The sequence below is a fragment of the Kitasatospora sp. NPDC088346 genome (assembly GCF_044740765.1).
Classification (GTDB): domain Bacteria; phylum Actinomycetota; class Actinomycetes; order Streptomycetales; family Streptomycetaceae; genus Kitasatospora.
On sequence record NZ_JBIURH010000037.1, the window covers coordinates 1 to 11,867 of the forward strand.

The following is an 11,867-nucleotide window of genomic DNA, read 5'->3' on the forward strand; positions in this document are numbered from 1 at the left end:
CCTCCCGGGTCACCCGGGAGGGGCTTTTCGCGTTCCCGGACCTGATCCGGCCGCATCCGGCCGCATCCGGCGGGATCGGCGGGACCAGCAGGAGCAGCAGGAGCGGCCGGAGCAGCCACGAGGCCCGGGGGTGGTGCTAGGTCCACCCCGATCGTGGTGCGACCGCCAGTGCCGTCGGGGTCCGGTTGGCGCGAGACTGGCGGGGCCGGCGGTGCGGGGGTGCACCGCACGACGGCGTGGATCGCCTCAGTTCAGGAGTCATCAGGTGGCAGCAGTGGACAACCCGGCTGGTAGCGGCGCCGTGGCGCGCTCAGTGATCGAATCGCGGCTGCGTATCGGCGGGGACGCGTTGGGCCGGCTGGCCGTGCTGGTGCTCTCCGCGATGCCCGGCTTCCTGGTCCCGCTGCTCGGGTCGGTCCTGGTGGGGGTGGCCGCGGTGGGTGCCGTGGGCTCCACGGACCTCGGGGTGCTGGTGGGTTTCGTGCTGGCGGTCGCCGCCCTGCTCGCGCTGGCCGCCCAGTTCGTCCGGCGGCACGCGGACTGGACGCGGTCGCAGGTGGAGCGGTGGTACGGGGTGAGGATCTCCGCCGCCCGTCTCGCCAGGCCCGCGTTGGAGCTCGACGACCGGGGCCACTGGTGGACGGGGTACTCCTACCACCGCGCTCAGGGCATGGCGTCCCTGGTCCAGACCGTGCAGTGCGCCCTGCGGGATCCGGCGGTCCGCCGCGAGATGGGCTGGCTGCTGTTGAACCCGGCGGCGGTGCTGTGCCTCGCCGGCCCGGTGTTCGGGCTGCTGGTGGCCGGGCCGACCCTGGCCCTGGCTCCCCTCGGCGAGACCAGGGCGGCCAGGGTGGTGCTGCTCTCGACGGTCCTCGGGATCGCGATGGTGGCGCTGGCGGTCGTGCTGGCGCCGTACGCGGTCCGGGCCCACGCGGAGCTCGCCCGCCGGGTCCTGGAAGGGCGTGCCTCCAATGCCCAGCTCAGCCGCAGGGTCGCGGAGTTGACGGTCACCCGGGCCGACGCCGTGGACAACCAGGCGGCCGAGCTCCGCCGGATCGAGCGCGACCTGCACGACGGCGCCCAGGCGAGGCTGGTGGCGATCGGGCTGACCCTGGGCACCATCGAGCACCTGATGCAGACGGACGCCGATGCGGCCCGCGCCCTGCTCGCCGAGGCCCGGCAGTCCTCCGCGAAGGCGCTCCAGGAGCTGCGGGACCTGGTCCGCGGCATCCACCCGCCGGTCTTGGCGGAGCGCGGACTGGCGGATGCCGTACGGGAGCTGGCGCTGGACGCGGTGCTGCCGATCGAGGTGACGGTCGACCTGCCCGGCCGGGCGGACGCGCCGGTGGAGACGGCGCTGTACTTCTGCGTGAGCGAGTTGCTGGCGAACGCTGCCAAGCACTCGGGCGCCGGGCAGGTGTGGGTGGACATCCTGTACCGCGCAGGCCGGCTGCGGGTGACCGTCACCGACGACGGCCGGGGTGGCGCCGCCGCGGAGCGGGGGTCCGGGCTGCGCGGGGTCCAGCGCAGGTTGGGTACCTTCGACGGAGTTCTCCTGCTCGACAGCCCGTCGGGTGGCCCGACGACCATCACCATGGAGCTGCCGTGCGAGTTGTCCTCGCCGAGGATCTCTACCTTCTCCGCGAAGGCCTGACACGGCTGTTGGAGGCGCACGGGTTCACCATCGCGGCCGCGGTGGAGACCGGCCCGGACCTGTTGGCCGCGCTGCTGGAGCACCGGCCGGACGTCGCGGTGGTGGACGTCCGGCTCCCGCCCACGCTGACCGACGAGGGACTGCAGGCCGCGCTGGCGGCGCGCCGTCGGATCCCCGGGCTTCCGGTGCTGGTGCTCTCGCAGCACGTCCAGCAGCTGTACGCGCGGGAGTTGCTCGCGGACGGCTCCGGCGGGGTGGGCTACCTGCTGAAGGACCGGGTGTTCAACGCCGACCAGTTCATCGACGCAGTCCGTCGGGTGGCCGCCGGCGGCATGGCGATGGACCCGGACGTGATCGCCAAACTGCTGCGCAGCAGCGCCCGTTCGCAGCCGGTGCAGCGGCTCTCCCCGCGCGAGCGGGAGGTGCTGTCGCTGATGGCCGAGGGCTGCTCCAACTCGGCGGTGGCGGCCCGACTGCTCATCAGTGACGGAGCCGTGGCGAAGCACATTGCCAATATCTTCACCAAGTTGGAACTGGCCCCCGCGGAGGACGCCAATCGCCGTGTCCTGGCGGTTCTTGCGCACCTCAACGGGGTCGCCGAGGGCTAGCGGCGCCCCTGGGCTGGGGCCCGGGTGAAACGCGTGTACGAGTAGTATCCGGTGGGCCGAAACGGTCCGACGCGCAGTGATCCTGCGCCCGGCGGTGATCCTGCGTCTGACGAAGGTGTCCGACGGGAGCGGATCCGGCGGCAGACGGTCGCGTACGGCAGCAGCCGAGTCCCAGGGGTTGATCACCGAATGTCACGTCCATCCCTCACCCGTGCCCACCGGATCCTGCTCGGCCTGGTGGCCGTCGGCGCCTGCCTGATCTCGGGCATCGGCTTCGCGGGTTCCTACGCCGCGGTGCGTGAGCTGGCGCTGGAGAAGGGGTTCGGGACCTTCTCGTACGCCTTCCCGATCGGTGTGGACGCGGGCATCGTGGTGCTGCTCGCCCTGGACCTGGTGCTGACCTGGCTGCGGATCCCGTTCCCGCTGCTGCGGCAGACGGCTTGGCTGCTGACCGCCGCCACGATCGCCTTCAACGCCGCCGCCTCCTGGGGCGACTCGCTGGGCATGGCGATGCACGCCGTGATCCCGGTGCTGTTCGTGGTCGTGGTCGAGGCCTCCCGGCACGCCGTCGGCCGGATCGCGGCGATCACGGCGGACCGGCACATGGAGTCGGTCCGGCTGATGCGCTGGGTGCTGTCGCCGGTGCCGACGTTCCGGCTGTGGCGCCGGATGAAGCTCTGGGAGCTGCGGTCCTACGACGAGACCGTGCGGCTGGAGCAGAACCGGCTGGTCTACCGGGCGCAGCTGCGCTTCCGGTACGGGCGCGGTTGGCGGCGTTCGGCGCCGTTCCAGGCGCTGCTGCCGCTGAAGCTCGCCAAGTACGGCGTGCCGCTGGACCCGAGCATCCTGGACCGGATCGACGGTCCGCTGCACGCCGTCCAGGGCTCCCAGGCGGGCCGGTCGACGCTGACCACGGCGACCGTGCAGGAGGTGGCCGCGCTCCGGGGGGAGTCCCTCGTGCCGGGTGACGCCCGGCAGGCCGAGGTCCACGGCGACCAGGCCGAGCAGGACCAGGCCGCGGTGTCGGCGGTGTCCGCGGCGGTGGCCGTGCCGACGCTGGCGAAGCTCGCGGCCGTCCGGCTGCGGGACGCGCAGGACCCGCACGCGGACGAGCAGGCCGGCCGCCCGGCGGCGGAGGAGACCGAGCTCAACGTGTGGACCGCCCGGGCGGTGCGCGCGCACACCGAGCAGATGGAGGAGGCCGCCCGGACGGCGCGGGTGCCCGGTCACATGTCGCCGTGGTTCAAGCCGCCGCGGCCGACCCGTCCGTCCGAGGCGGAGGAGGCGGTGCCCGCCCGTCCGGTCCAGCAGCAGGCGGCCGCCCAGCCCCGGGTCGCCGACCAGCTCGGTCCGGAGGCCTGGCCGCAGGACCAGCGGGGGCTCGGCCGGCAGCCGGAGGCCCCGGGACGGCGGGCGCCTGTCGGCGTCGGCGTCGGCGCTCCGCGGGCGGCCGGCCCGGCGCAGGGGTCGGAGTCGGAGCCGATCCGGATCGGCCACCGCCCGGTGCGCCTCGACGGCGAGCTGCACACCGAGGCCGTCCCGGCGGCCGGGCCGGACGCGCTGCCGTTCGACGCCGCGGAGGCGCCGGGCGGCCGGGGCCGGGGTGAGGACCACCGCGAGGAGCGGTCCCAGGGCCGGGGTGCCGAGCGCGCGGAGCAGGACGAGCCGTGGGCCGGTCGCCGGCCAGCGGCCGAGCCGCTGGACCCGGACCTCTGCTTCGACGCGCTGCTCAGCTACATGGACGCCTACGGCAACCAGCCGGACCCGCAGCGCTTCGCCGAGTACCTGACCCGGGAGTGGAACGTGGTCGGGGCCCGGCCGGACGGTTCGGTGAGCCCCACCGAGGTCGGCCGGATCTGGCAGCACCTCCAGGACCGTTACGTCGCCACCGGCCGGGAGTGAGCCGGCTGGTCGGTCGCGGGGTGCGCCGGGCGGTCCGCCCATCGGGCGGCCATTGACGCCCGTGTCCACCGCCACTACCTTCACATCAACAAACTGTTGAATGCGCTGGCGCGCGGTGGAGGAGTCCGGATGTCGCAGGTCGTGGTGGACGGTAGCAACCCCGGGGGCCGGACGTCGTTCTCCGCCGCCGCCCTGGCCGCCGTGGACGCGCTGCTCGCGCCGGTCGACGCCGACCTGGCCCGGCGCTACCCCGGCGACTCCGGCACCCGCCAGCCCGTGCACACGGTCTACGTCCCGGCCGACGCGTTCGACGCCGGCACGGTGGCCGACTGGGGCCGTCGGGCACTGGAGGCCTTCGACACCCACGCGGCGACCCCCGCGCAGCTCGCCGGGGCCCTCGGCATTCCGGCCGACGACCTGATGGCGGACGTCCACGCCCGGGTCCGCGCCAAGCTGGAGCGCGAGCCGATCGAGGACCTGCGGATCGACTTCGAGGACGGCTACGGCCCGCGCCCCGACGGCGAGGAGGACGCCGCGGCCGTCCGGGCGGCCGAGCTGGTCGCCGCCGCCGTGGCCGGGGGCACCGCCCCGCCGTACATCGGCATCCGGATCAAGTGCATGGAGGCGGCAGTCCGCGGCCGCGGGATCCGGACGCTGGAGCTCTTCCTCTCCACCCTGCTGGCCTCGGGCGGGCTGCCCGAGGGCCTGGTGCTCACCCTCCCGAAGGTCACCTACGCGGAGCAGGTGACGGCGCTGGTGCGACTGCTGGAGGACTTCGAGCAGCGGGCCGGTCTGCCGGCGGGGCGGATCGGCTTCGAGATCCAGATCGAGACCACCCAGGCGATCCTGGGCCCCGACGGCCGGGCCACCGTGGCCCGGATGATCGAGGCCGCCGAGGGCCGGGCCACCGGCCTCCACTACGGCACCTTCGACTACAGCGCCTCCTGCGGGGTCAGCGCCGCCTACCAGAGCATGGACCACCCGGTCGCCGACCACGCGAAGGCCGTGATGCAGGTGGCCGCCGCCGGCACCGGCGTCCGGCTGTCGGACGGCTCGACCAACGTCGTGCCGACCGGCCCGACCGAGCAGGTGCACGCCGCCTGGAAACTCCACCACGACCTGGTCCGCCGTTCCCTGGCCCGGGCGTACTACCAGGGCTGGGACATGCACCCGGCCCACCTGCCGACCCGCTACGCGGCGGTCTACGCCTTCTACCGCGAGGGCCTCGCCGCCGCCGCGGCCCGGCTCGCCGCCTACGTGGCGAAGGCGGGCGGCGACGTGATGGACGAGCCGGCCACCGCCCGGGCGCTCAGCGGGTACGTGCTGCGCGGCCTGGACTGCGGCGCGGTCGACCTGGCCGAGGTCACCGCACTGACCGGCCTGGACCGCGCGCAGCTCGACGCGCTCGCCGGCCGCTGAGCGGACGCGCGAGGTCCGAGCGGGGCGCGGGCCCGCGTTAGGCTGGCCGGGTCCGGTCGACCCGTGTACCCGGCCGGCGCAGCCGCCACCCCGCTCTGGAGATCCCCGCACCATGTCGGAGCCCAGCCCGAAGCCGTACCTGACGATCCGGCGCTCCGTCAGCCACGAGACCGAGATCAAGAAGTCCCGCTTCATCTGCCATCTCGCCAGGGTCGCCGACGAGGACGAGGCGCAGGCCTTCGTCGCGGCCGTCCGCAAGCAGTACTGGGACGCCCGCCACAACTGCACCGCGTTCGTGGTCGGGGACGGCTCGCCCCGGGAGCGGTCCAACGACGACGGCGAGCCCGGCGGTACGGCGGGCGTGCCGATGCTGGAGGTGCTGCGGCGGCGCGGGGTGACCGACACCGTCGCGGTGGTGACGCGCTACTTCGGTGGGATCAAGCTCGGTGCGGGCGGACTGGTCCGGGCGTACGGGAACGCGGTGTCCGAGGCACTGGACGAGGCGGGGCTGCTGGAACGGCGGCCGGTGGCGCTGCTCGCCGTCACCGCCGGGCACACCCGCGCCGGTCGGTTGGAGAACGAGCTGCGCGCGGCCGGCTACGCGGTGCGCGATCTGACCTATCTGGCGGACGGGGTGCGGATTGAAGTCGGCGTCCCGGAGGACGCGGTGACGGGTTTTCACGCCTGGCTGGCGGAGGCCACCGGTGGAACGGCCCGGGCCGAGCCGGCCGGCCGCACCTTCGTGGAGGTCCCGGTCTGACCCGACCACGCCCGCCGCGCAGCAGGCAAGAGCTGCGACGCGGTAACACCCGAACGAATTAACCATGCCCGGCTGCGGAACTTCCGCTCCGGGCCTCTTCGTCTTCTACCACAAGGAGTGCGTACCGGCCCGGCCGGGGCGGCCCCACCGGGTCGCCGGGCGGGCGGGCGCGCACGGAACACGCGGAGCAGGACGGGCCGACCGGCCCGGCCGACCCAGATGGAGGAATTCAGGCCCCACCGCCGCACCATGGGAGGTACCTCGCATGACACCCGAGCACGCCCCGCCGCCCTACCGGATGACCGTCACCACACCCCGTACGCACCGGGACACGGTGGCCCTGGCCGACCAGATGCTGGCCTCCTGGCTCAAACAGGAGGGCCACGAGGAGCCACCACCGCCCGCCGACCGGGCCGTCCCCGCCGACCGGTCCGGGCCCGCCGGGGCGGCCGAGCGGCTGCGACTCGGCGACCGGGTCCTCCTCGACCGGGACACCGGCGGCCTCCGCGGGCGCCTCCCGGGTGCGCGGTACAGCCGCCGCCGGCTGCGCACCCCGGCCGCCCACGGGATCGACCAGCTGACCCTGACCGTGGCCTCCGCCGCCGACCGGCCCAGCTGGGTCCGGCTGGAGGCCGAGCACCTGCCGACCGGCTCCGGGGTCCGTACGTCGAGCCGGGTGCCCGTGCCGGAGCTGGCCCGGGGTCTGCTCCCGCTGCTGGACGCCACCGACGGCCCGGTCGCGATGTCCGTGCAGCCCAGGGTGATAGCCAGGGGCGAGGTCGACGGGCTGATCGACGAGCTGTGCGATCCGGAACGCCGGCTCCCCGTGGTGGTCGCGAGCGTCCCGCCGTCGGTGGCGGTGGACGTCTGGCTCGCGGAGGTGGTCCACCCCCTGCTGCGCCAGCTGACCGGCCTGGCCTCGCTCCACGTGCTCGGGCACGCCGCACTCCCGCTGTTCAACGTGGCCCTGGAGTACCACAAGGTCTACGGCGGGGCCGTCCGCACGTACCTGCCGGAGGTCGACCCGGCCAGCCGCTACGACGGGGCGCGGCACCCGGTGATGCCCCGGCACCGGATCGACGAGGACGTCCGGCGGGCCGCCGCCCTGCTGGCCAGGGAGCCCCGCAGGTACGCCGCCGAGCTGCCGCTGCCCGACCTTCTCGCTGCCGTCCCGGTGCTGCAGCCTCCGGTGGAGCCGAGGCCGGCGCACACCCGGCCGGTTCGCTCCGATCAGCCCGCGGCCCGTGCCGCCGCCCGGCCCGCCGTCCCCGGGCAGGGCTCCGCGCCGGGCGCGGCCGACCGCTGCGAGCGGCAGTCCCGCGCCGACGAGCTGGAACGGGTCCGGCGCACCCTGGACCAGTCGCGTCGCCGCGAGGCCCGGCTGCTGGCCGAGACGGACGAGCAGGACGCGGTGCTGCGGCACGTCAGCGCCCAGGTCCGGGCACTCGCCACCCGGCTGTGCACGCTGGCCGGCCCGGGCGCGGTCGACCGGGCCGGCCTGGCCGCGGAGGTCGGCGCGGAGGAGGAGGCGGCCCCGGGCACCTTCGGGGAGCTGGTGGGCCGGTTCCCGGAGTTCCCGCTGCTGGAGTTCACCGGGGACGAGAAGGAGACCCTGGCGCTGGACGGGCAGTGCGACGGCTCCGGCTGGGCCCGGCTCACCTGGGAGGGGCTGACCGCGCTGCAGGAGTACGCGGCGGCGGCCGTCCGGGGCGAGGCGGGCGGCGACTTCAAGCAGTGGTGCGAGCACACCCCGGCCGGCTGCCACCACTTCCCGCCGCGGAAGGCGGTGCGCGGGGAGTCCCGCACGGTCACCAGCCACGGCAAGTGGAAGCGGCAGCGGATGCTGCCGGTGCCGGCCTGCGTCGACTCCTCCCGGCGCGCCTTCATGGGGGCGCACCTGCGGATCGGCGGGGGCGGCACGGCGCCGCGGGTGCACTACCTCGACGACTGCTCGCGCAGCGGCCGGATCTACGTCGGCTACATCGGCCTGCACCTCACCAACACCCGGACGAACTGAGGAGGTTGTCGCGCCGTCGGGCCGGTGCGCCGTCGGCTCCCGGCAGTCGGTGCCATCTGTCCGGCTCGGCTGACCGCGGCCGGGCGACGGTGGACAATGCTGCATGGGGCCCACTGCCGGTGCGCCCCGTCGACCGGTGCCGGACGAGCAGGGGGAACGACCGCCGATGCAGCACTCACCCGAAGGCCGCCCGGACACCACCGCCACCCTCCTCCAGCCGGGCTTCCTGGCCTCGGTGTTCCGGGACCTCGGCGCGGAGGTCCCGGAACAGGCCGCGGAGCCGGCCGTGGACCAGGCCGGGGAGCAGGCCGCGCACCAGGTCCCGGAACAGGGCACCCGCTCGGACGAGGAGGTCGCCGCGCACGGCCGGGCCGCCGCGCTGACCCACCACCGGACGGTCACCGTCCGGGCCGAGCACGAGCGACTGGCGGACCTGCTCCGCAGGTCCGCCCTGCCGGTGTCCGCGATGGACTTCGAGAGCCAGCTGCGTCACTACGAGCCGCGCCCGTTCGCCGCCGGGGAGGACGACCCGGCGGTCGGGACCGAGCCGCGCTGGGCGGACTTCGCCCCGGCCGAGCCGGCCGCCGCCGGTCCGGACGAGCCGGCCTCCCGCCGCCTGCTGGACTCCGGCTACCAGCGGGGCCTGGCCCAGGCCCGGCTGGCCCACCAGCGGGCGCTGCGCGAGTGGCGCAGCCGGCAGGCCGAGGCGGCCGACGGCGGTCTCCGGGCGGCCCGGCTGGCGCACGATCAGGCCGAGCAGGCCCGCGCCAGGGCGGTCCGGGAGTACAACGAGACGCTGGAGGAGTGCCGCCGCGCCTACCGGCAGTCCGAGCCCGCCGCCGTCGAGTCCCTGCTGGAGCGGGCCCTGGCTGCCGCGGAGGGCGCCACCCAGGACCTCCCGGCGCCCTGCCGGGCCGTCTTCCGCCGCCTGACCAGCACCGCGGTGCTGGACCTGGACCTGCCGCCGCTCGACGTGGTGCCCTCGCTGGACGGCTACCGCCTGGGGCCGGAGGGCGAGGTCCAGCCGGTCCCGCGTGCGGTGTCCGAGCGGGCCTCGGACTACCTCCGGCTGGCGGCCCGACTGGCGCTGCGCGCCCTCCAGGCGGCGGACGCGGTCGACACCGACGAGATGCTCGCCGGCGTGGTGCTCAACGGCTGGCTGCGCCGGCCCGGGGCCGAGCCGCTCTGCCTGCTCAGCGTGGACGCGGACCGGGACGCGCTGGCCCGCACCCGGCTGCTGCCGGCCGGTGACACCGGGCCGATGGCGGGCCACCCCGGCGAGGCACCGGACGGTCAGGGCGTCTACACGGACGCGGAGCAGGACGAGGCGCTCGTCAGGTTGCGGGAGCTGTCCGCGGTGGTCACCCCCGATCCGTACGCACCGGTGGAGGTCGAGCCGAGCGGTACGGTCGGCGCGGCCGTGCCCGCGGTGGACGAGCTCTCGCCGAACGAGTTCGCCCAGCTGGTCCGGGAGTTGCTCACCAAGGGCGGTCTGGCCGGGTGGAGCGTACGGCTGCGCGGCCCGGCCGGCCTGGTGGCGACCGGTGAGGGCGGGCCCGGCAGCGCGCTGCCGGGCCGCTGGGTGGTCTGGGCCTCGCGCGAGCCGGAGCCCGTCGGCGAGGAGCAGCTGCGCACCCTCGCGGAGGCCGTCAGGGAGGAGGGCGCGGAGCGTGGCCTGCGCCTCACCACCGGGCGGTTCACCGACCCGGCGCTCGACCTGGCGGCTGCCGGGCGGCACGACCACATCCACCTGATCGACGGCCGGGGCGTGCAGGAGCTGGCCCGGACGCACCTCGGCCTGCCGCTCACCGCCGCGGGCTGAGCCCGTCCCGCCGCGCCGCCCACCGACCGGTCGGCCCGGCTGTCACTCTGGTCCGATGGGAATCCGATTCTTCGACCGGTGGCGGACCCCGCGTCGCCGGCGGGCGGCGCCGGCCGGGGACACACCGACGGCCGGCGGCCCGCACGGCACCGGGAACGGCACCGGGAACGGCGCCGAGCACGGATCCGAGGACGGCACGGGCGGTGGCACGGAGAACGGCGAGGACCGGCAGGAGGCGATGGCCGCGCTGTTCGCCGAGTGCGGGCTGCTGCGCGAGCTGGCCGAGTCGGAGGGGCTCCGGCTCGACGACCGGGCCGACTCGCTGACCGCCCTCGACCAGGTGCTGCCCCGCTGGCGGGACGACCCCGAGGTCTCGGACTGGCTGGGCAACGACGCGGGCCTCTACCTCGGCACGGTGATCCGCCGCAGCGTGCCGGGCGCGCGGTGGCGGCTCGCCGCGCACGGCCGGCCGCTGCTGGTGCTGCCCACGGGCCTCGAACTCGACGTGACGACGCTCGGACACAGCTGGGCGGACCAGGGTGCGCCCCAGCTCTCCGCGGTCTACCTCGCCGCCACCGACGACTGAGCCGCCGCAGCGAACCCGAGAGCGCCCGAGCGCCCGAGCGCCCGAGAACGCCCGACCCGCCGTCACCCCGTCACCGCGTCACCCCGACGCGCCGTCCGGCGCGCGGCGCCGTGCCGCCGCGCACAGGCTGGGCGCAGGTCCCGGCAGTGCCGGACCCGGGCCGGACGGCTGCGCCCGTGGGCAGCGGTCCCCGCAGCCGTCCGGCCCCAGGCGTGCCGGCGTCGTGGCCCCGGCCGGGCGCCGTCGGGCCCGGCCGCCGGAGCCCGGGTGCCGAGGCCGGAGGGGAGCGCCACGATGACCGCCGTGCTCGTCGCCGCGGGCGCCTTCCTGATGACCCTGATCGGCGGTTTCGTCGCCCAGCGGACGGGGGACCGCCGCCATCTGGTGCTCGGGTTCGCGGCCGGCCTGATGCTCGGGGTGGTCGCCTTCGACCTCCTCCCGGAGGCACTGGCCGCGGCCCCGGACGAGGTGCACGGGGTGCCGCAGGCGCTGCTGATGTTCGCGGCGGGCTTCCTGCTGATCCACATCGTGGAGCGCGCGGTCGCCATCCACCGGGGCCACGAGGGCGAGTACGCCGAGCACACCCACGGTCACCGGCACCAGCACCAGCACGTGGGGACCCAGCGGGTCGGCCTGGCGGCGGCGGTCGCCCTGGTCGCGCACAGTGTGATGGACGGTTTCGCGATCGGCGCCGCCTTCCAGGCCGGCAGCACGGTCGGCACCGTGGTGGCGATCGCGGTGGTGGCGCACGACTTCGCGGACGGCTTCAACACGTACACGATCACCCGGCTGTACGGGAACGACCGGCGGCGGGCGCTGACCCTGCTCACGGCCGACGCGCTGGCGCCGGTGACGGGGGCGGGCATCACACTGCTGTTCACCATCCCGGAGCAGCTGCTCGGCCTCTACCTGGGCTTCTTCGCGGGCTTCCTGCTGTACCTGGCGACCTCGGACATCCTGCCGGAGGCGCACAGCCCGCACCCGTCGCGCTCCACACTGCTGTGCACGCTGGTGGGCGTGGGGTTCATGTGGCTGGTGATCGGTTTCGCGAGCTGACCGCCCGACCCCCGCCCGGCGCACGTGAGCACACGAGCACCGC

General features: G+C 75.4%; 9 protein-coding genes. All 9 read left to right on the top strand.

The annotated features are described in order from the left end of the window. The first annotated feature begins 265 nt into the window (after positions 1 to 265). The 9 genes from ACIOFR_RS31700 to ACIOFR_RS31740 all read left to right on the top strand — a co-directional run bounded on the left by ACIOFR_RS31700 (position 266) and on the right by ACIOFR_RS31740 (position 11,824). Positions 266 to 1,654 (top strand): sensor histidine kinase, encoded by a 1,389-nt coding sequence (locus ACIOFR_RS31700; protein ID WP_401002681.1) that lies wholly within the window; start codon positions 266 to 268, stop codon positions 1,652 to 1,654. Next, positions 1,606 to 2,262 (top strand): response regulator, encoded by a 657-nt coding sequence (locus ACIOFR_RS31705; RefSeq protein WP_401002682.1) that lies wholly within the window; start codon positions 1,606 to 1,608, stop codon positions 2,260 to 2,262. The genes ACIOFR_RS31700 and ACIOFR_RS31705 overlap by 49 nt, the downstream gene beginning before the upstream one ends. A 189-nt stretch (positions 2,263 to 2,451) precedes the next feature. Further along, the gene (locus ACIOFR_RS31710) at positions 2,452 to 4,164 is read left to right on the top strand and encodes a DUF2637 domain-containing protein (RefSeq protein ID WP_401002683.1); all 1,713 of its coding nucleotides are present in this window, start codon (positions 2,452 to 2,454) and stop codon (positions 4,162 to 4,164) included. Positions 4,165 to 4,293: 129 nt separating this feature from the next. Then, the gene (locus tag ACIOFR_RS31715; protein WP_401002684.1) at positions 4,294 to 5,583 is read left to right on the top strand and encodes a DUF6986 family protein; all 1,290 of its coding nucleotides are present in this window, start codon (positions 4,294 to 4,296) and stop codon (positions 5,581 to 5,583) included. A gap of 112 nt (positions 5,584 to 5,695) precedes the next feature. Then, positions 5,696 to 6,343: a YigZ family protein gene (locus tag ACIOFR_RS31720; protein WP_401002685.1), complete on the top strand. Its 648-nt coding sequence runs from the start codon at positions 5,696 to 5,698 to the stop codon at positions 6,341 to 6,343. A gap of 265 nt (positions 6,344 to 6,608) precedes the next feature. Continuing rightward, positions 6,609 to 8,360, top strand: a complete 1,752-nt coding sequence (locus ACIOFR_RS31725) for a hypothetical protein (protein ID WP_401002686.1) — start codon at positions 6,609 to 6,611, stop codon at positions 8,358 to 8,360. Between the two features lie 166 nt (positions 8,361 to 8,526). Beyond that, positions 8,527 to 10,182, top strand: a complete 1,656-nt coding sequence (locus tag ACIOFR_RS31730; RefSeq protein WP_401002687.1) for a restriction endonuclease — start codon at positions 8,527 to 8,529, stop codon at positions 10,180 to 10,182. Positions 10,183 to 10,237: 55 nt separating this feature from the next. Next, positions 10,238 to 10,768: a DUF6278 family protein gene (locus ACIOFR_RS31735; protein WP_401002688.1), complete on the top strand. Its 531-nt coding sequence runs from the start codon at positions 10,238 to 10,240 to the stop codon at positions 10,766 to 10,768. A gap of 294 nt (positions 10,769 to 11,062) precedes the next feature. Beyond that, entirely contained in the window at positions 11,063 to 11,824 is a 762-nt protein-coding gene (locus ACIOFR_RS31740; protein ID WP_401002689.1) for a ZIP family metal transporter, read from the top strand. Positions 11,825 to 11,867: the final 43 nt, after the last annotated feature.

Coding starts and splice junctions, on each gene's coding strand:
- ACIOFR_RS31710 (WP_401002683.1), top strand. CDS start 2,452: ATGTCACGTCCATCCCTCACCCGTGCCCACCGGATCCTGCTCGGCCTG.
- ACIOFR_RS31715 (WP_401002684.1), top strand. CDS start 4,294: ATGTCGCAGGTCGTGGTGGACGGTAGCAACCCCGGGGGCCGGACGTCG.
- ACIOFR_RS31720 (WP_401002685.1), top strand. CDS start 5,696: ATGTCGGAGCCCAGCCCGAAGCCGTACCTGACGATCCGGCGCTCCGTC.
- ACIOFR_RS31725 (WP_401002686.1), top strand. CDS start 6,609: ATGACACCCGAGCACGCCCCGCCGCCCTACCGGATGACCGTCACCACA.
- ACIOFR_RS31730 (WP_401002687.1), top strand. CDS start 8,527: ATGCAGCACTCACCCGAAGGCCGCCCGGACACCACCGCCACCCTCCTC.
- ACIOFR_RS31735 (WP_401002688.1), top strand. CDS start 10,238: ATGGGAATCCGATTCTTCGACCGGTGGCGGACCCCGCGTCGCCGGCGG.
- ACIOFR_RS31740 (WP_401002689.1), top strand. CDS start 11,063: ATGACCGCCGTGCTCGTCGCCGCGGGCGCCTTCCTGATGACCCTGATC.